Origin of the sequence: Emticicia sp. CRIBPO, assembly GCF_009905725.1 — a bacterium.
Taxonomy (GTDB): Bacteria; Bacteroidota; Bacteroidia; order Cytophagales; family Spirosomataceae; genus Leadbetterella.
On the sequence record NZ_JAAAKV010000011.1, the window covers coordinates 135929 to 156487 of the forward strand.

The window sequence follows — 20559 nt, forward strand, 5'->3', positions numbered from 1 at the left end:
GTGACTTCAACCATATTCCTTTAAAAGAGCTGGAAAAGATGATAAGCGAACATCTCCGCCTTTAAAACAAAAAATATAGCATAAATCACAACGATTATATCCGGTCTGCCTGATAAATTATTTAAATTAGCGATAATTAAATTTTTTAAATGGCCAAAGCACCTAAAAAATCAGACCAGGAACAGGTCTCGGAACTCATTGAGAAAATGGACCAGCCCTGGAAAGAAATTGTTGAGTTTCTCCGCCGGACCATTCTTGACATAAGCTTCGAAATTTCCGAACAGGTCAAATGGAACTCCCCCAGTTTTTATTACAATGGAGAGATGCAGCCTTTTGATCCCAAAGAGTATAAGCGGGACTTGGTGGTATTGAACCTCCACCGCAACAATCACATCCTGATGGTCTTCCCTACCGGGTCTAAAATAACCGACTCCACCGGTGTGCTGGAGGGAAGTTATACCGACGGAAGAAGAATGGTCAAAATTACCAGCCTTGAAGAAGCCAAAACCAAAGCCCCTCATTTAGAAACCATTATCAAAGCCTGGCTTGAGCTGGTCGAAAAATAATTGTTATGACAGAAATCCCCTTATCGTCTTCAACACCGGTTAGTCAGAAGATTTTCCGGATAGCTACCATCCTGCTGACCGCCACTGTCTGGGTCAGTGCCCTGCTGTTCGGCTTGTACATCCTGGCGTTTTATGCGGCGGCTCTGTACGAGGGTCATATGGACCGCTGGAATGAGATACTACCGCGGTTATATGAACAAAAAACCAAAGCTGCCACTACCGGCATCGGCCTTCACTTTGCTGCAGGAGGCATAATCCTGATCCTGGGAAGCATTCAGCTCATGGATGGCATCAGGGAAAGGTTTCTGACTTTCCATCGCTGGACGGGCCGCATCTATGTTCTCGCCTGCCTGCTGGCAGCTGTCGGCGGGCTGATATTTATCGCAGTCAAAGGCACGATCGGCGGAACCGTCATGGATATAGGCTTTGGATTGTATGGTGTCCTGATGTTCATTGCGGCTATTGAAACTTACCGTCATGCAGTAGCAGGAAGGCTCGAAAAACACCGGGCCTGGGGCCTGCGTTTATTTGCCCTGGCGATAGGCTCATGGCTTTACCGCATGGATTATGGCTTCTGGCTCCTTTTTAAAGGAGGTGGACACACCTCCGAGTTCAACGGGGCATTTGATATGGTCATGGCATTTTTCTTTTACCTGCCGAATTTACTGGTGGTGGAGATATTTTTAAGAGCACGGAGTTATAATGCTAAGCCCGTCGCCAAAATAGCGGCATCCGTAGTCCTGTTTCTGGCCACCGGGTTTCTTTTAACCGGAACTTATTTTTTCACTAAATATTACTGGGGCCCTGCCATTACGGGTTGGCTATTCGGATAATTGCCCCCTCCGGGCTTCAGTCCGGAGCCGGGAAACGGGGAGATTTGAGCCTGAAGGCCCGTCCCCATTTTCCTTTTTCCATTTTCCTGTTTTCATTTTTTTCATTTCACAAAAAAGTCGCAAACGCCACTTTCATTTGTCGGAGTGGCACCCTTAAAATCATATTCAACCTGTGTAGCTTTGCATATAATTAATAAACAGATAAAATAAACATCTAAGACTATGAAAAAAGACAAGATTATTTTTTGGGTTGCCACCGTATTTATTTTCCTTTTTGAAGGGGTGATGCCCGCATTGACAGGCCATACAGAACTGGCCAAACAAGGCGTAAGCCACCTCGGCTTTCCTGACTACTTCAGAATAGAACTGAATATTTTTAAGATTTTAGGTTCTTTAGCCATCATTATCCCGCAGGTCCCGGCCCGTGTGAAAGAGTGGGCTTATGCAGGATTAGGGATTACGATGATTTCTGCATTTATCGGCCATTGGGCTGTTGACGGAGTCAACGGTCAGACTTTCTTCCCGCTTGTGATACTGGCTATCCTGGTGGTTTCTTATGTTTATTATCACAAACTTCGTAAACCGGTATTATAATCAGCCATATAAGTCTTTATAAAAATGCATCTCCGAGTCCGGAGGTGCATTTTTATTTCGGGGATTTTCTGCTGTAATGACTACCCGAATTGATGAAAAAGCATTTGTTTTTTGTATTTCCTGGTGTAGATTTAACAGATTTTCACCCTAAAACAATCAACCCGATGCAAAACCGAACCATGCCCGACTGCACCATTATTCCGGTACTGGCCTATCATGATGTGCCGCAAGCCATCGACTGGCTTTGTAAGGTTTTTGGGTTTACAGAACGCTGGCGGGCAGGAACACACCGGGCCCAGCTATCATTTGAAGGGGGCACCATCACCGCTGCCGAAGCAAACACAGCCAACGGAGAAGTCCCTGTGAGCAGCCTTACGGTGAGGGTCAGCGACATGGACGCTCATTTGAGACGGACCACAGAACATGGTGCAGAGATCATCCAGCAGCCCATAGATTATCCGTATGGTGAAAGGCAATACGTAGTCAGAGACATCGGAGGCCATATCTGGAATTTCTCCCAATCCATTTCAGATGTCGCTCCTGAAGACTGGGGAGGCATCTCAGGTGTACTTTAATTTATTCTGAAAACGGGTATTAAATCTTCCATTCCGGGTATCACCGTATTTATTATACGGAATAAAATGCTATTTTTACGCAAACTCTGACTAACTAAACTCTTTTCATGGAAAACTACAACCCTTTTGACGACCAGGTAAGCACCCTGGACGAAAACATTGATGAACAAAAAATTATCCCCTTAGGAAAATTCATCTTTTTATGTATCATTTCATTTGGCCTCTATCAGATCTGGTGGTCATACAAAGCCTGGAAATTTTTCAAACAAAAAGAAGAAAGCGACATTATACCCGCTGCGAGGGGGTTCTTTGCCGTGCTTTTCGCGGGACAGCTATTTGATAAGATCCTGGATTTTGCCAGAGAGAAAGGCTATCCTTCTGATTATTCCCCTTTTCTGCTTGCTTTAGGATATTTTCTGGCGGGTCTTTCCGGAAGGTTCCCTGCACCCTATCTTTTCTTGTCATTCTTCTCCTTTCTCTTTTTTATCCAGCCTTTTAATGCGTTTAATTATGCCAGGCAACATTCTGATGATATCAGGGTTTCTCCGGAAGATTCATTCAGCACCAGCCAGATTGTCCTTATCCTGCTGGGTATTTTATTTTGGGTGATTACCCTCTTAGGCCTGATTTTGCCTGAGCCTGTCAGTTAATGGTTCATTTTCACAAATCACCATATCTGCCATAAACAGAGGCCCTGCTACCGAAGCGGGGCCTCTGTTTTGCATCTGAAAATCAGAAACCCCAAGATGTAAAACCAGGTAATATAATCATCAAAATAATACCTGGAATAAAGTATAATTATTTCTTAAAGTTGTTTTTTTACTCATCCGGCAGCTTTCCTTCGTAAATTTGGCTTTCAATTAGGTGTACCTTCTAAACAGGCAGTGAAAAACATGGAAAATATAACTGACAAACACCCCGCAGACGTAGCCGAACAACTGGCCGCACTGGATCCTCAACAAAGAAACCTTACTTTTCTGAAGCTCTCGGGAGAGCAGCAAGGTGATGTATTCCCCTATTTTGAGCCGGTAGTTCAGCAGGAAATCATCAAAAGCCTGGGCGATAGGGAATTCTCGGAAATTCTGAATAACATCGATCCGGATGACAGAACTACTTTGTTTGATAATTTCCCTGATCAGCTTATCAAACATTCCATTAACCTGCTCAATGTCGATGAAAGGGAAATTGCCCTTAACCTGATCGGTTATGAAAAAGACAGCATAGCGAGACTGATGACACCTAATTATATACAGGCCAGGCAAAACCGGACCGTCGGGGATATCCTGAAACACATCAAGAAATTCGGTAAAAAAGCGGAGACCCTGAATTTTGTCTATGTGGTTGACGACCACAACAGGCTCATTGACGACCTTAAAATCGGGCAGCTGCTGATGGCAGAATCCGACACGCTGATTTCGGAGCTGATGGACCATAACTTTGTAGCCATCAGGACGATCACCCCTGTAGAAGAATCACTGGATATCTTTGAGAAATACGACCGGTCTGCCTTACCCATTATCACCGAAAACGGGATACTGGTGGGTATTGTGACCTTTGATGACATTATCGACAAAATCAAGGAAAGAGATACAGAAGATATTCAGAAATTCGGGGGTGTGGAAGGTCTGGACTTGTCCTACACCCAAACACCACTGATGCAACTCGTCAGGAAAAGGGCCGGCTGGCTGATCATCCTGTTCCTTGGCGAAATGCTGACAGCCTCTGCCATGGGGTATTTTGACGGTGAAATCCAGAAAGCCGTTGTGCTCGCCCTGTTTGTTCCTCTGATCATTTCAAGTGGCGGAAATTCAGGTTCGCAGGCAGCGTCCCTGATCATACGGTCTATGGCCCTGGGTGAGTTACGGTTAAAAGACTGGTGGTACGTCATGCGGAAAGAGATACTTTCGGGCCTTATGCTGGGCAGCATTTTGGCCGTTATCGGCTTTTTAAGGATATTCATCTGGCAAAAAACAGGGATCTATGACTACGGCCCTTACTGGTTTTCAGTAGGCATGAGCGTTTCTGTTTCGTTGGTTTTCATAGTGCTCTGGGGCACTTTATCAGGCTCTCTGATCCCGTTTATTTTACGGAAAGTCGGCCTTGACCCGGCCACGGCCTCCGCTCCATTTGTAGCTACCCTGGTAGACGTGACGGGCCTGGTCATCTACTTTTCGGTTGCGGCCTTATTTTTAACAGGAAAATTACTTTAGCATGAAAAGAATTGTAGCAAGCCTGCTATTGATCCTGGTTTCCGCCGGATGTGAAATCATCAGGAAATCGCCCAAAACAGCCTTAACCAGTGGTTTCTACAAGCAAAAATCCGGAGACAGGAAACAAATCGTTTATACGGACATTGAAGATGAAAACGTGGTGGTCTATGACACCTACACTCAAAACAACAAGACGTTTGCAGATACGATCCAAGCCCCCAGGGTTTTCAGACCGGAAACCGGCGAAACCGGAAGCCCGGTTTCTTTTAACAAACACAGTTTCGACGTAGACTTCCTTACCATGCCCCTCAAGTACAGGCCTGCGGTAAATGGTGTACCGCAGCAGTTGAACACCAACCTGAACGGAGCATTGTACCTTGGTTACAGAACAGACAAATTCAGTCTCCGTTACCTTAAAAGCCCCCTGAATGTAGCCGAACGGGCCATCAATCATTACGGTTTTTCATTGGGAGGATTTACAGGGTTGGGCAATACCGCCATGAACCCCACCACCACCAATAACACCCTGAGTACAGAATATGACGGAATTGTATGGATCAAAGGCATATCCGGTATCATTGCGATTAATAATTTCACCCTGGGTATTTCTTTAGGTTTTGACCACCTGCTGGATAAAAACCACCGGGTTTGGATTTACGAAGGCAAGCCCTGGCTGGGACTGGCTTTTGGCCTGAATTTAAATTAAAACACGCTCATTTACAGCACAATACCATACTTTAAATACCGTTTTAACAAAACATAATTAAACAACTTTAAAATGAAAAACCATGAAAAACAGGACACAACAACTGGATCATTTCTTCGACTTATATGAAGAACGGTTTAACAAAGCTCTGCGTGACTACCAGGTTGACGTGGAAGGAACAGCCAATGCCTTTGCCGAGAGCTTCATAGAAGCCAGCCCGGTCGGTGTGGTCAGTGGTAAAAACGATCAGCAGTTCAGGGAGATGATCCCCCAGGGATACAGGTTTTACCGGAACATCGGCACGGAATCCATCGACATCGTTTCCAAAGACATCATCATTCTTGATGACTTCCACTCCATGGTTAAGGTATTCTGGGATTGCAAATACACCAAAAAAGACCGGTCAAAGGGTCATGTTGAATTCAATGTCAAGTACTTTGTACAGACCATGAATAACGAACACAAAATTTTCGCCTACATCACCGGTAACGAGCAAAAAGTACTGGAAGAAGAAGGTTTGCTTGATGAAGAATAAAAAAGAAGAAGTATTCACCCCATCCGCTTTCATTACAATTTGAAAATTATCATAAATAATTGCACAAATTCAATGTTTTGATCTATAAAAATACTTAATCTATCTATTTTATAGATTAATATCAAAAACATTTTTTTTATTTGTGACCATTCTGAATATGCCTGGCCGGCATACTCCCGGAAGCCAATTAACAAAATCACTTTAAATAATGAAGCGTTTAATCTCAGACAGTTCCTGAAGAGCGGGCTTTGTCAAACTTTCCCGATTAAATTTTGAAGCTTTTTAAAATGTCACTCTTGCGGCAACAAGAGTGACTGGTCAGCAAAAGGCTCATTTGGCAATGATCAAGAGATTTTTAACGATCTCTCAGTACCTTATTTTTTAACTTAACCAACGTAAAGTAAATGAAAAAAAAACTATTATTCCTTAGTTTTGGCCTGCTTATTTCATTTTTCTCCTTTTCTCAGAACGCCCCTGTCATCAATGCTACCGTTGAAGGAAAAATCATCGATGAAGTAACCAATGAACCGGTCATCGGGGCCTCCGTAAAAATCAAAGGGACAACAAACGGCGGGACAACGGACTCCGACGGAAAATTCCTTCTTAACACCGGCCAAAAACTCCCTTTTACGCTGGTCATCAGCTCAATAGGATTTACAACCAAAGAAACGGTCATTGAAAAGAGTAATGTTTCGATCAGACTCGCTCCCAACCAAAGCGAATTGAACGAGATTGTGGTGGTGGGATATACCCAAACCAGGAGGGACGCACAAACCAGTGCCATTACGACCATCAACTCCCAGGATATTTCAAGGGCTTCCTACACCAGTGTCACCGAGAAGTTACAGGGCCAGGTGCCTGGTTTATTGATCTCTAGTAACTCAGGGGTTCCGGGCACCTCCGTTTTGGTCCGTTTAAGGGGAGCCACTTCCATCACCGCAGGTAACGACCCTCTGTACATCATTGACGGGGTATTTATCAACAATGAAAACCTCCAGGGCTTATCCAGGGGACTTGGTGGTCAGACGCCCAACCCGCTTTCAGATATCAACCCGGAGGACATCGAATCCGTATCTGTCCTGAAAGATGCCAATGCAACGGCCATTTACGGAGCCAGGGGAGCCAATGGGGTTATATTAATTACCACCAAGAGAGGCAGCAGAAGTGTCAAAACCAAAATCAACTTCTCGGCTGATTACGGTGTAGGAAAAGCCACGAATCTATGGGAACTTGTGACGGGTCCTGAACATGCCACCATGGTCAACCTTGTGCACATCAACGATGGAAAAACCTACGAAACCAGACCATTCAGACCAGTCAATGAGGTCATTGCCGGGTTTCCGGCCTTTGGCAATCCGGAAGATCAGAAAACTTATGACCGTGTGAGCGATGTATTCAGAATTGCCCACTCCCAACGTTACAATTTATCATTGGCCGGTGGCAACGAAAGCACCAACTTCTACCTCGGTGCTGAGTACCAGAACCAGCAGTCGACGCTTAAACTGCAGGATTTCGGAAGGTATGCCTTCAGAATTAACCTTGACCATTCGATCAACCGCCGTTTTAAGATCGGGACATCCAATAACCTGTCGAGTGTTCCGAGAAGACTGGTGAGAGTAGGTGACGGCCCTGCGGGCTTGTTCCAGGCAGCCTTGCATACGCCGACTTTCTATCCGTTTTACAATGAAGACGGCAGTTTTACCAAACCTACCGTTTTTGATAACCACATCGCTATCCTGCAAAACTCGGATACGCGTTCCAATAGCCTCAGAAGCATCAACAATTTATATGCAACGTATTTTTTTCTTCCGAACCTTTCGTTCAAAACCTCTCTGAGTAACGATTTCAATCTCTATCATGAAAAGGCTTATTACAACACCAACCTGGTGTATGGTCAGCCTGCCGGAGAAGCCAATGACGTACTGACCAGCAAGCAATCACTGATTGCCGAACAGCTGATCAACTACTCGCTGACAGGAAAGAAGACTGATTTCTCCTTGTTTTTAGGCAATACAGTCCAGTTTACCAGCACCGAACGCGAAACACTTACCGGAACCGGATTTCCGAGTAACCAGTTCAAAAGGATCACTTCGGCAGCTGTTCAAACGGCCTCTTCCACAGGCTCTGACTATGGCCTGGTATCATTTTTTGCCGGGTCAAACTTCACTTACAATAACAAATACATCATCGATGCCAATTTCAGGGCCGATGCCTCATCCAGGTTTGGTGCAGCCAACCGCTGGGGGTATTTCCCTTCTGTAGGACTGGGATGGAACATCAGTAAGGAAGACTTTTTCCCTAAATCATCAGTGGTAGGTAACCTGCGGTTAAAAACAAGTTATGGACTCACCGGTAACCAGGACATCGATGATTTTGCATCCCGCGGACTTTGGGGCGGCGGAAGAAATTATGCTGATTTACCTGGTATTGCCCCGAGTCAGCTGGCCAACCCGGACCTGAAATGGGAAACCACGAGCCAGTTCAATGTCGGGCTGGCAGGTACTTTACTGAAGGATAAATTCTCTTTCGAACTGGATTATTACAGAAAGTATACGACCGACTTGCTGATCAATGAGCCGGTGGCTTCCAAAACAGGTTTTTCATCAGTTTATAAAAATGTCGGTGAAATCAGCAACACAGGTGTTGAGCTTTTGATCAATTCAAGAAATATCGAGACCAAAGATTTCAGATGGAATACCACCTTTACGATATCCCATAATAAAAACCTGATTGAAAAACTGAATAACCCGATCACCGGAAGCTACGGCATGTACCGCCTGGAGCAAGGCTATTCGCTTTATTCTATCTGGGTTTATAATTACCTGGGGGTTAATCCGGAGACCGGTAATGCCATTTTTGAAGACATAGATGCTGACGGTAAAATAACCGCAACAGATCGTAAAATTGTAGGCGATGCCTGGCCTGATTTCGAAGGTACCCTGAAAAACACCATCACTTACAAAGCCTTTGACCTGAATGTCAACCTGGTTTACCGTTCGGGCAACAAGCTTTTCAATTATACGGCCTTCTTCCTTGAAGCGGGAGCTACCAGGGGAATTACCCGTTCTATCCAGAAAAGCTCTCTGAACTACTGGAAAAAACCGGGTGACACCAACGTGCTGCCAAGACTGACCTCACTGACCAATGCCGATGGCAGCAGAAACTATGAGAGCAACACCAGCCGGTTACTGGAAGATGCTTCATTTATCCGCTTCAGAGACATCACACTGGGTTACAGCATTCCTTCGACAGTTTTATCAAGACTGAAAATAGCCAAAGCGAGACTTTATGTGACCGGAACCAACCTGCTTACCCTTACCAAATACACAGGTCCGGATCCGGAAACCAACTCGGCAGCAGACAGCGGAAGCGGATTGGTGCAGGGGCTTGATTTTAACGGCGTACCGCAAACCAAGTCAGTGAATTTCGGAGTTAACATCACATTTTAATGATCAGCAACATGAAAAAGAACATTCTCATTATAGTTTTAAGCCTTTTTGCCTTGAGTTCATGTAAAAAAGTACTGGAAACAGAACCCCAGGCCAACATTTCTGACGAAGCGGTCATTGTAGACCAGAAATCTGCCCTGGCAGCATTGATCGGCACCTATGACGCCTTGCAGGGATATGTAAGCGGCAGCATTGTTTCGCTTGAACTCGCGGGCGACAATGTGGTCAATTTCAACAGCCAGAACAACGTGGTCGCGAATAAAACCGCTGATGGTGGCGGCGGTGGCTTTTCGGGCATTTATACGACCATCAACAGGGCCAATTTTGTCATCAGCAAAGTACCGGCCCTCAGCGAAACGGCCATCACCAAAGCCGACAAAAACCAGATCCTGGGAGAAGCTTATTTTATCAGGGCCCTGTCGTATTTTGACCTGGCTAAAACCTACGGCGGGGTGCCTCTGGTCCTGGAACCGGCCACCGCTCCTACCTCTCACCAGGGCACGAAAAGAAGTACCAAAGCCCAGACTTATGAGCAGGTGCTCTCAGATCTGAATAAGGCGGAAGAACTGCTGACCACTACCCTGAACAGGAACAGAGCCAATAAGTTTACGGTTTATGCCCTTAAAGCCAGGTTATATCTTTATACCGAGAAATGGGAGCTTGCCGAAGAAAATGCCTCTAAAACGATTCAAAGTACTAACTTCAGCCTGGTAAAACCTTATGCCAATTTCTTTACAGGCAGAAATACGACTGAGTCTATTTTTGAAATCGCTTTCAGTACCTCAGACAAGAGTTCGTTTTATACCAACTGGAACTCTCCCGCTCAGGGTGGCCGCCATGATTATATTCCGGCCAGGGAATTTGTCGGGCTTATCCTGGATCCGAAATTGGGAGGGGCAAGAAAGAGCCTTTTGTTTCAAACCCCGCAAGGGATTTACGACCTGACGCAATACAGCAAACAGGACGGTACCAGCTCTATTTTCATTCTGCGTATCGCTGAGCAATACCTGATCAGGGCAGAAGCCAGGGCTAAAAAATCAAACCCTGACCTTCAGGGAGCAGTGGCTGACCTTAATACCATCAAATCCAGGGCAGATGTACCCACACTTACGTTTAGCAACACTTTGACCAAAGAAAACATCCTGCTTTCCATCGAAGATGAAAGAAGGTTCGAACTGGGTTTTGAAGGCCACAGGTTTGCAGATATCGTCAGAACAGGCAGGGCTGCAGAAGTATTTGGAAAAATCAATCCGAACCTTAAGAACCCGAATTTCTGGATATTTGCCATTCCTAGAACCGAAATCATCCAGGATCCTGATCTTGAACAAAATCCGGGTTATTAATTCAATATAAACAATATAACATCTATTATTATGAACAAAAAAACGTTTATTCTTGCCTTAGCGGCCCTCTTCAGCATAGGATTGGCCAGTGCCCAAACCCCGATCCAGGTGAAGAAAAGCACCACAAAACACGGTCCTGAAAACGGCTCCCTGATCATCATCGGCGGTGGCGGGTCCACGCCTGAAATCTGGAATAAGTTTATAGAACTGGCCGGGGGAAAAGACAAAGCCAAAATTGTGGTCATCACGGCTGCTTCGGGTGATTCAGCCGCTTTCAGAACCTCCTCAGTGGAGTTTCTCAAAAAGAACACCGGTATAGCGGATGTTACGCTGTTACATACCAATGACCTGCAGGAAGCCAACAGCGAAAAATTCATCGCCCCTCTCAAAAAAGCAACCGGGGTCTATTTTGAAGGCGGACGCCAGTGGAGAATCGCCGATTCATTTCTGAATACCCTGACCCACCAGGCTTTTTTTGAGGTGCTGGACAGAGGCGGTGTGATCATCGGAACTTCGGCAGGGGCCAGCATCCAGGGCTCATTCCTGTGGAGAGGAGACACCAAAGGTCCCCAGATCTTAGTGGGCGATCACACGCAGGGACTCGGTTTTCTTAAAAACTCTGTGATAGACCAGCACTTGCTGAAACGCAACCGCCAGTTTGACCTCGTGGACTTCATAAAGCAGTCGCCGGAGCTGATCGGTCTGGGTCTGGACGAAGCCACGTCTGTTCTGGTTCAGAAAGACACCCTGGAAGTTATCGGAAAATCTTATGTGGCCATTTACGATTACAATACGATTGTCGGCAAAAATGCCACACATGTGGTAGACGGCAAAGAAGTGTATACCCAGTCATCCGGACCGTTTTTCTTCCTGAGCCAGGGCCAGAAATACGACCTGAAAAACAGGGTGATTATCCCGACCCAGAGAAAGAGACCGGAAGAGCCAAAAGCCGAGCAGGTCAAAACCGGGGAAACCAAAACAGAACAGGTTAAGACCGACAGCGGTAAAGAAGAAACAGTAAAAAAGAAAAAGAAAAGCAGCAAGTAAACCGATTGCAGGTCTGATATGGCTGCTTGCTCCGCTACAGGCGAGGCAAGCAGCCATAGCTTTTCAAAACCGAACCGTGTCAGCAATATAGCCCGGCACCTCAACTAAGTAAGGGAATACCCGGAGGGCCCTCCTGAAAAAAAACACGGTAATCTACACTTTTAGGGTTTAAGTCCTGAAAATGGCTGGACTCGTCACTTTACGGTTCATACCTGGTACTGCATTATTGTATATTTGTATAGAAAGGTGCCGGATTTTACGAATCATAACATGAAAACAGCGGCATACCTAAACTATTTATTCGGTAATTAAACAACAAACTAGCCATGAGAATTAGGACAAATGACTTGATCCTCCTGATTTTATTTACTGTCTTCATAGTGGCCGGAATTTCAAAGAGTATTTCTGCCAACTTCATCATCAGAAGCCAGACATTATTAACCACTTTTAAATGGTGCGGCATTCCCACATTAATTCTTGCTGCCTTTTTTGCCTACCGGGCTACTTTCGGGTACAGAGACAAAATGATGCCGCTCTGGCGTAATATCACCGGGTTTGCTGTCCTTATTTTTGTCGTTTCGATGATCACTTTCGTTTCATTTGAAGGCATGCTGATCAGGATCAATCATACCTGCGGCAAACAAAAAAAATACAACATGTCCGGAAAAGTGGTCAGGATTGAGTGTCCCAGGAGGGAAATCCCCCTTAACCGCTACTCCATTTATATTGCCAGGGATCCGGAAAACGACAGTGTAAAACTGGAAGTACCGAGTATTAACTGGAACGAAGGTCAGCCTTTTCAAAAAGACATGAAAGTAGGCTCACTTGGTTTTATTTATGCGGATAAATAAACTCTGTTTCCCGGGAAAAACCTTCGTTTACCACAATTCCGTTATTTCCCCGGACAAGTCTTTTCCTGGTTGAAAACTCCCTGAAGGAACAGTTTTTTTATACTTCATGAAAAGCAAAACACTCCATGAAGATTACGTACCCCATTAAAAACCCACATTGCCTGACCCGGGAACAGACACTTGCTACTTTACAATCTGATGTTGTTTCCGGACTAGCCTCATCAGAAGCCAGGAAAAGAAATAGAGATTTCGGACTTAATGTATATCAGACCCAGAAGCAAAAAAGTGCCTGGAAGATGATTCTTGAACAGTTTCAGAGCCCGGTGGTGTATCTGCTGATATCCGGAGCAGTGGTTTCTCTTTATTTTAAGAGTTATATCGAAGCCCTGGCTATCCTCGTGGTTATTCTTGTCAATGCATGTATTGGATTTATCATGGAATGGCAGGCCCGCAATTCCATGAAGGCGTTAAAAGAGATGGATAAAAGCCTCTCAAGGGTTATAAGAGATGGTAAAACCGCTGAAATTTCATCTGAGCAATTGTGCCCGGGGGATATTCTGGTACTTGAAGCAGGTGATATTATTTCGGGAGACGGCCGCCTGATGGAGGTCAATCAACTCCAGTGTGACGAATCATCACTTACCGGTGAATCACTTCCCTCTGTAAAAGATCCGGCAGAACTTGCCGAAAAAACGCCTTTAGGAGATCAGTTCAACATGGTTTTTAAAGGCTCGTCTGTAATGAACGGAACGGGAAAAGCGATCATTACGGGAATTGCCCAAAATACCCAGCTGGGAACTATTACCTCACTTGTGGAAAGTTCGAAAGAGACTAAAACACCCCTGGACAAAAAATTAAATAAGCTGAGCAAAAATCTCATATGGATTATGCTGGTAATGACCATTATTTTTGCAGCAACAGGCTTCATTCAAGGCAAAGAATGGCATGAAATCCTGGAGACTTCCATTGCACTGGCAGTGGCTGCGTTCCCTGAGGGCTTACCTATCGTATCTACTGTCGCCCTGGCATACGGAATGCTCCTGATGGCAAAAAAGAATGCCATCGTTAAGAAACTATCATCCGTTGAAACACTAGGTAGCACGAACGTAATTCTGACCGATAAAACAGGAACCCTGACCGAAAACAAAATTTATGTGGAATCTTTTGCTTTCCCTGATGAAACACTGGAAGTCAGAATTGAGAAAAATGTATTGAAATTCGTAAATGGAGAGATAGAAAAGAATCAGGGCAATTTCGAAAAACTGAAACTGGCCGGGGCATTGTGCAACAACGCGACCATAGATGCAAAAGGGAAAACAAAGGGAGACCCGATAGAAATAGCACTTATTCAACTGGCCAATGCATCAGAAACCCACATCGAAGCCCTGAAAAAAGGTTACAAAAGAATTGCTGAACAGGTTTTCAGTTCAGAGACCAAAGTCATGGGTACATTGGATGAATCGGCAAAAGGTCGGTTTACCGCAGCCAAAGGGTCAGTAGAACATCTGCTCAAAATGTGTAAGCAAATCCAGAGAAATGAAGAAATCAGTACATTATCAAAGGAAGATCGAAAGAATATTCTTGCTATTTCCGAAAAAATGGCAGCCAGTGGTCTGAGGGTGATTGCATTCGCTTTTAAAGAAGAAAAGAAAATCAATAAAGAAACCTTCATGGAAGACCTCGTTTATATCGGAATGATCGGCTTTCTTGATCCTCCCAGATCAGACATAAAAGGAGCCATTACCACTTGCAGAGAAGCAGGGATCAGGATTGTTATGATCACCGGAGACCATCCGCTGACTGCTCTGAATATAGCCAGGAAAACAGGTCTGGTAGATGAAGAAGAAAAAAATGTAATCACAGGGCAGGATCTGCCGGAAGGTAAGATTTCTGCAGAATGGAAGAAAAAAATACTTTCGACCGCCGTATTTGCCAGAACCACTCCGAAGCAAAAGCTTGAGATCGCAGAAGTTTATCAAAACTCGGGAAATATTGTAGCCATGACCGGAGATGGTGTAAATGACGCCCCGGCTCTCAAAAAAGCAGATGTGGGAATAGCCATGGGCCAGCGAGGTACACAGGTAGCAAAAGAGACTGCGAGCATCATTCTGAAAAACGATTCGTTTGCTTCCATCGCAAAAGCGGTTTCTTATGGCAGAGAGATTTTCCAAAATATTCAAAAATTCGTCGTATACCTGATATCGTGCAACTTAAGTGAAATATTAATTGTAACAGCCCTGGGCTTCCTGGCTCCTGCCTCCACCCTGCTGGCTTTACAGATTCTTTTTCTGAACATGATAACAGACGTTTTCCCCGCCCTGGCCTTAGGCGTGGGGTCAGGAGATAAAACCGTCATGAAAAGACCTCCAAGAAACCCGAAAGATGACATCATCAATAAAAAAGACTGGCTTTTCATCACCCTTTACGCCCTTGCGATGACAGCCGCAGTTGTTTTGGCGGTAATTTACGGCAAACGGTTTATGGGAGCTGATGACCGCATAGCTAATAACATTGCTTTTGTTACCCTGGCTTTTGCTCAACTCTTTCATGTTTTTAATATGGCTTCAAAAGATTCCCGTCTGCTCATTAATGAAATCACAAAAAATAAATTCATCTGGCTGGCACTCCTTATTTGCACCGGCTTATTGATCCTGGTATATGTTATTCCCCAGACCAGGTCAGTATTAGGACTGGTGATTCTCTCTCCCGAACAATGGTATCTGTGCCTGCTATCGAGTCTGATTCCGTTGATCATATTCCAGGTTTACAGGCTATTCCTAAAGCTGTTCTCACAAACTTAAAACGACTATTTTAAATTAAAAAACACAAATCTTAAAAATAACTTAAAAATAGGATATAGTCTATTAACAGTTCGATTTTTGCTAATAACTACATATCAATAAGTTATAACAAAATAAGAAAAATAATAAACTTAAAAATAACTTAAAATACATTTCATCGTTTGAGTAAAAAGCAACAGTGGCTTTCTTTTGTCTAAGCTTCCATTCTTAACCTTTTTATTTCAAAAACTATGAAAAAATCAACTGTTATCCTGCTTATTCTACTGGCCTTCCTTTTTTTAAAATGTAAAGTAGATCCTGAAAGCACCACCTATGAAACGGCAGCCGAGCCCGTCCAAACTGATACGCCGGTATCCGATACTGTGTATGCGAAAGTACCGGGTGGAAACTTTATCCGGACCGCAGACCTGAAGTTCGAAGTGCCGGATGTGATCCAAACCACTCACCACATTGAAGACGTTGTCGCAAAAAATGGAGGCTATGTTGCCTACACCAATCTTTCGAGTGTCGTCACTGAAGTCAAAACCACTAAAATAAGCAGTGATTCATTACTTCATGTCAGCAGCTTCACCCCTTCCAATTCCATCATCATAAGAGTTCCTAATGCCCGGCTTGATGAGGCACTGAGAGAAATAACTAAAAATGCAGATTTTTTTAATTTCCGGGTGATCAAATCGGAAGATGCAAGCATAAGACTACTGGGAGAGCAGCTCAGCATGGCCCGTTCTGAAAAAAGCAACAAAAGAATGGAAAAGGCCGTAGAAAAAATCAAACCCGACGAATTAACTTCAGCGGAAGCCCTTTTAATAAAAAACCAGGAAAACGCCGACCAGGCCAGGATATCAGAACTTACGCAGAAAGACCAGGTCAAATTCAGTACCGTCAATATCGACATTTATCAAAAACCAACCCTTAAAAAAGAGATCACCTATAACCTGGAAAACGCTGAGGCATTCGAACAGAGCTTTGGCGGCCAACTGGCAGATTCTGTCAGCAACGGCTGGTACCAGGTAAAAAAAGTTATCCTGTTTTTAGCTAATTTATGGGCCTTCTCCTTATTGTTTTTCTTAATTTACGTGCTTATAAAAAAATTCGGAAGCAGAGTTAAATTGTAATCGATAAAATGGACAACCTTCAGATCAAACACCTCGGACCGGAAGACCTGCCGCTCTTTCAAAAGCTGATCAGGGTCTTTCATGAAGTGTTTGATCTGAATGAATCAGAAATCCCGGAAGAACCTTACCTCGAAAACCTTCTTCAGAAAGACAGTTTCGTAGCCTTCGCTGCCCTGGTTGACCAGGAAGTCGCCGGAGGGCTTACCGCCTATGAACTGCCGGAATACTATTCCGCTTCTTCTGAAATTTTCATTTATGATATCGCTATCCTGCCCGCATACCAAAGAAAAGGAGCCGGGAAAGAGCTGTTGGAGGCCATAAAGGAATATGCCCGCAAAAAGGGCATCACAGAGGTATTTGTAGCCGCCCATGAAGAAGATACACACGCCCTGGACTTCTATCATTCTGCAGGAGGCCATTCAGAAAAAGCCGTACATTTTGATTTCCCCGTTAAAGAGAAATGAATCTCTTGTCCAACCTTTTTTACGCAAAAAGAATCCCTGTTATTTGCCTGAATGTGCTGACTTTCATTATCTTGCAGCCTCAGATGCCTTCTAAAAACTATGGGATACAAAGCAATGCTACCTTCAGCAAGCCTGAAAAAATACATTCTCAACATCTGGGAAGGAGAAATAAAAGCATCTGACAATCAAACGTTTAAACACATCGCAACGGCCTCGATCAGTCCGCAGCTCTTGTTTTATTACAAAGGAGGTTTCAGACAAGCCGCTGATCCTCAAAAGAGCGGTTTCAGTGCCGCCACCTATTTTTTCGGCCCGACCAACCAATACGGCGATTACATCACCAATGAAAATGCGGCCATATTCGGGATTCAGTTTTATCCGTATGCCATACCCTATTTATTCTCCCTGCCTTCTGAAGAACTGATCAACGAAACCGTTGAGTTAAGGCTGTTGCTGGGCAACAAAGGGCATGAACTGGAAGAACGGATATTTAACTCCCGGAATTTTGAAGAAAGGGCCGGCATTATCTCAGAGTTCTTTGAAACCCGGCTGAAAGAAATTGCGGAAAAAGATAAAAATATCATCTCCACCATTCATTTCATCAATAAGGCGGGCGGAGTGCTCAAGACCGAAAACCTTGCCAGGGAAGCCCATCTTTCTGAAAGACAGTTTGAGAGAAACTTTAAAACGCTCACCGGATTTTCACCTAAATCTTATGCCCGCATTGTCAGGTTTGAAAATGCCCTGAACAATTTCCTGGACAACACCCAACCACTGACCGATGTGGCATTGGCTTCGGGGTACTACGATCAGGCTCATTTTAATCACGATTTCAAACATTTTACCGGTTATACCCCGACAGCTTATTATCAGTCTGTGGCAGAATTGACCATCTGATGAAGAATGTCGGATATTTACAATTTCGGAAAAACTCCGGAATCTAATTTTGCAATTCAATCAAATCAACTTATCTGACCATGACTGAACATTTCATTACGATCAGGGGAGCAAGGGAAAATAATCTCAAAGGCGTATCCCTGCAAATACCTAAACATCAGATCACTGTATTTACCGGGGTATCCGGATCAGGCAAATCCTCTATTGTTTTTGACACCATCGCCACTGAGGCACAAAGACAACTCACGGAAACGTACCCGGCTTTTATCCGGAATCTGATGCCAAGGTACAGTAAACCTGAAGCAGATTCTATAGAAAACCTCTCCGTGGCCATCGTCATTGACCAGAAAAGAATGGGGGGTAATTCCAGATCCACGCTTGGAACCATCACCGACATTTATTCACTGCTCCGTCTTCTTTTTTCAAGATCTGGAAGTCCGCAGGTCGGCCTTGCCAATGCATTCTCATTTAACGACACAGAAGGCATGTGCCCTGATTGTGAAGGAATCGGCAAAAAAGTGGTCGTGGACCTGGAAAAAATCATTGACAAGTCAAAATCCCTGAACGATGGGGCCATTTTACTGCCCTTTTTCAATGTCGGTTCATGGTATTGGAAAATCATCACCCTCTCCGGCTTCTTTGACAATGACAAAAAACTGAGTGACTACAGTGATGAAGAATGGGAAGTGCTTCTGAACGGAAATCCTTCAAAAGTAACCGTAAACTACAGAGGAATGGATTTCAATTCGGACTTTGAAGGGCTGGTTGAGAAATTCACAAGACTTTACATTAAAAAGGACACCAGCGGCCACTCAGAGGCCACCCGTAATAAAGTAGAGAAGTTTACGACCTCCGGAACATGTCCGACCTGCCGCGGCCTGAGGCTCAACGAAAGAGCCCTGAGTTGCCAGGTCAACGGCTTTAACATTGCAGAGATGACGGCCATGGAAGTCCAAAACCTTAAAAAAATCATTGACGAAATTGATGATCCGACGGTTTTACCGGTCGCCGCTTCCGTTTCATTGCAACTGGACCACCTCATCTCTATGGGGCTCGAATATATCAGCCTCAACCGCGAAACCACCACCCTCTCAGGCGGAGAATCGCAAAGGGTAAAAATGGTGAAACAGCTGGGCAACAACCTGACGGATCTGGTTTATATTTTCGACGAACCCAGCATTGGCTTACACCCGAGGGATGTACACAGGCTCAATGAGTTACTGCAGAAGCTGAGGGATAAAGGCAATACTGTTTTGGTCGTGGAACATGATCCGGATGTGATCATGATTGCCGACCATATTGTAGACGTGGGTCCGCACGCCGGAAAAAAAGGTGGCAAAATCGTTTACGAAGGCTCCTATCAGGATTTATTATCAGCCGACACCCTGACCGGAAAATACCTGAAACATTCGGCGGGCTTAAAACCAACGGTTCGTAAAGCCGGTGGACATTTGCAGATTCCCCCGGTAACCGCCAATAACCTGAAAAATGTTTCGGTCAGTATTCCGCAGCAAGTCATGACTGTGGTCACCGGAGTGGCAGGCTCCGGAAAAAGCACCCTGATCAATCATGCTTTCCTTTCAGCCTATCCTGACGCCATCTCAATTAACCAGGCGGCAGTAAATACCACAATCCGTTCTAATCCGGCCACTTATACCGGTATCATGGATGAAATCAGGGGGCTTTTTGCGACGGCCAACAAAGTCAAACCCGCACTGTTCAGCTTTAACTCCAAGGGAGCTTGTACCAATTGCCAGGGCCTTGGATTTACCTCCACAGACCTTGCGTTTATGGAGAGCGTTCGCACTGTCTGTGAAGTTTGTGAGGGCAAACGGTTCAAGCCTGAGGTACTCGAACTCACCTATCAGGGCAAATCCATCAATGAAGTGCTGTCACTTACTTTTGAAGATGCCAATGAGTTTTTCAGCTCTAAAACCTTAAAGAAAGTACTCACTTCTTTATGTGATGTAGGTGTAGGTTACCTGACACTAGGCCAACCCCTCAGCACCCTTTCTGGCGGCGAATGCCAGAGAATCAAACTGGCGATGGAATTACATAAAAAAGGAAGTGTGTATGTGATGGATGAGCCCACCACCGGACTGCACATGTCTGACATCGACAACCTGCTTTATATCCTTAACCGGCTGGTCGACAACGGCAATACCGTGATTGTCATTGAACATAACCTGGAAGTCATCAAAAATGCCGACTGGATCATCGACATGGGGCCTGAAGGCGGGAAAAACGGCGGCCAGGTGATTTTCGAAGGCACGCCAACTGAAATTATTCAGTCAGATGTGTCGCTGACCGGAAAATATCTCAAAAAATCAATTCATGGTTAAGGTATTTAAAACCAGTATAAAAACGAAAAAACAAGCCAGGGAAATCCTCAGCGTTATTGCTGAGGTATTTCCGGACGCCAATGCCAGTTTTGACCTGGAAGATTGTGACAAAATACTGCGGATTGATTCGGAATCGGTCAACAGCGAACCGCTTATACAAATTCTCTCGGAAGCCGGATTTTCCGGGATTGAACTAGAGTAGAAACATTCACCTTATAACGTAATAAACAA

At 44.6% G+C, this 20559-nt stretch carries 18 protein-coding genes; all 18 read left to right on the plus strand.

Annotated features, from left to right (window positions below; all coding sequences use genetic code 11):
- Positions 1-149 precede the first annotated feature (149 nt).
- The 18 genes from GVN16_RS21520 to GVN16_RS21605 all read left to right on the plus strand — a co-directional run bounded on the left by GVN16_RS21520 (position 150) and on the right by GVN16_RS21605 (position 20530).
- Positions 150-566 (plus strand): DUF1801 domain-containing protein, encoded by a 417-nt coding sequence (locus tag GVN16_RS21520; protein WP_166566017.1) that lies wholly within the window; start codon positions 150-152, stop codon positions 564-566.
- A 5-nt stretch (positions 567-571) separates the two neighbouring features.
- Positions 572-1399 (plus strand): DUF2306 domain-containing protein, encoded by an 828-nt coding sequence (locus tag GVN16_RS21525; protein ID WP_166566018.1) that lies wholly within the window; start codon positions 572-574, stop codon positions 1397-1399.
- 222 nt (positions 1400-1621) lie between these two features.
- Positions 1622-1993: a DoxX family protein gene (locus GVN16_RS21530; protein ID WP_166566019.1), complete on the plus strand. Its 372-nt coding sequence runs from the start codon at positions 1622-1624 to the stop codon at positions 1991-1993.
- 164 nt (positions 1994-2157) lie between these two features.
- Positions 2158-2568 (plus strand): VOC family protein, encoded by a 411-nt coding sequence (locus GVN16_RS21535; protein ID WP_166566020.1) that lies wholly within the window; start codon positions 2158-2160, stop codon positions 2566-2568.
- A gap of 107 nt (positions 2569-2675) precedes the next feature.
- A complete protein-coding gene (locus tag GVN16_RS21540; protein WP_166566021.1) occupies positions 2676-3218 on the plus strand; it encodes a hypothetical protein in 543 nt (180 codons plus the stop codon).
- Positions 3219-3461: 243 nt separating this feature from the next.
- Positions 3462-4778, plus strand: coding sequence for a magnesium transporter (gene mgtE / locus GVN16_RS21545; RefSeq protein ID WP_166566022.1), 1317 nt, complete (start codon positions 3462-3464; stop codon positions 4776-4778).
- Between the two features lies 1 nt (position 4779).
- A complete protein-coding gene (locus tag GVN16_RS21550) occupies positions 4780-5484 on the plus strand; it encodes a hypothetical protein (RefSeq protein ID WP_166566023.1) in 705 nt (234 codons plus the stop codon).
- Between the two features lie 82 nt (positions 5485-5566).
- A complete protein-coding gene (locus GVN16_RS21555) occupies positions 5567-6019 on the plus strand; it encodes a hypothetical protein (protein ID WP_166566024.1) in 453 nt (150 codons plus the stop codon).
- Positions 6020-6423: 404 nt separating this feature from the next.
- Positions 6424-9468 carry a TonB-dependent receptor gene (locus tag GVN16_RS21560; RefSeq protein ID WP_166566025.1) on the plus strand — a complete coding sequence of 1015 codons (3045 nt, stop codon included), beginning with the start codon at positions 6424-6426 and terminating at the stop codon, positions 9466-9468.
- An 11-nt stretch (positions 9469-9479) separates the two neighbouring features.
- Complete coding sequence (locus GVN16_RS21565; protein ID WP_166566026.1) at positions 9480-10811, plus strand: RagB/SusD family nutrient uptake outer membrane protein; 1332 nt, start codon at positions 9480-9482, stop codon at positions 10809-10811.
- A 30-nt stretch (positions 10812-10841) separates the two neighbouring features.
- Entirely contained in the window at positions 10842-11858 is a 1017-nt protein-coding gene (locus GVN16_RS21570) for a cyanophycinase (RefSeq protein WP_166566027.1), read from the plus strand.
- Between the two features lie 326 nt (positions 11859-12184).
- Positions 12185-12709, plus strand: a complete 525-nt coding sequence (locus GVN16_RS21575; RefSeq protein ID WP_166566028.1) for a hypothetical protein — start codon at positions 12185-12187, stop codon at positions 12707-12709.
- Between the two features lie 125 nt (positions 12710-12834).
- Positions 12835-15510: a cation-translocating P-type ATPase gene (locus GVN16_RS21580; protein ID WP_166566029.1), complete on the plus strand. Its 2676-nt coding sequence runs from the start codon at positions 12835-12837 to the stop codon at positions 15508-15510.
- A gap of 230 nt (positions 15511-15740) precedes the next feature.
- Positions 15741-16625 (plus strand): DUF4349 domain-containing protein, encoded by an 885-nt coding sequence (locus GVN16_RS21585; RefSeq protein WP_166566030.1) that lies wholly within the window; start codon positions 15741-15743, stop codon positions 16623-16625.
- An 8-nt stretch (positions 16626-16633) separates the two neighbouring features.
- Complete coding sequence (locus tag GVN16_RS21590) at positions 16634-17089, plus strand: GNAT family N-acetyltransferase (RefSeq protein WP_166566031.1); 456 nt, start codon at positions 16634-16636, stop codon at positions 17087-17089.
- A gap of 99 nt (positions 17090-17188) precedes the next feature.
- Complete coding sequence (locus GVN16_RS21595; protein WP_166566032.1) at positions 17189-17986, plus strand: helix-turn-helix domain-containing protein; 798 nt, start codon at positions 17189-17191, stop codon at positions 17984-17986.
- Positions 17987-18066: 80 nt separating this feature from the next.
- A complete protein-coding gene (locus GVN16_RS21600; protein WP_166566033.1) occupies positions 18067-20328 on the plus strand; it encodes an excinuclease ABC subunit UvrA in 2262 nt (753 codons plus the stop codon).
- Complete coding sequence (locus tag GVN16_RS21605) at positions 20321-20530, plus strand: hypothetical protein (RefSeq protein WP_166566034.1); 210 nt, start codon at positions 20321-20323, stop codon at positions 20528-20530. Before GVN16_RS21600 ends, GVN16_RS21605 begins: the two co-directional genes overlap by 8 nt.
- Positions 20531-20559 lie beyond the last annotated feature (29 nt).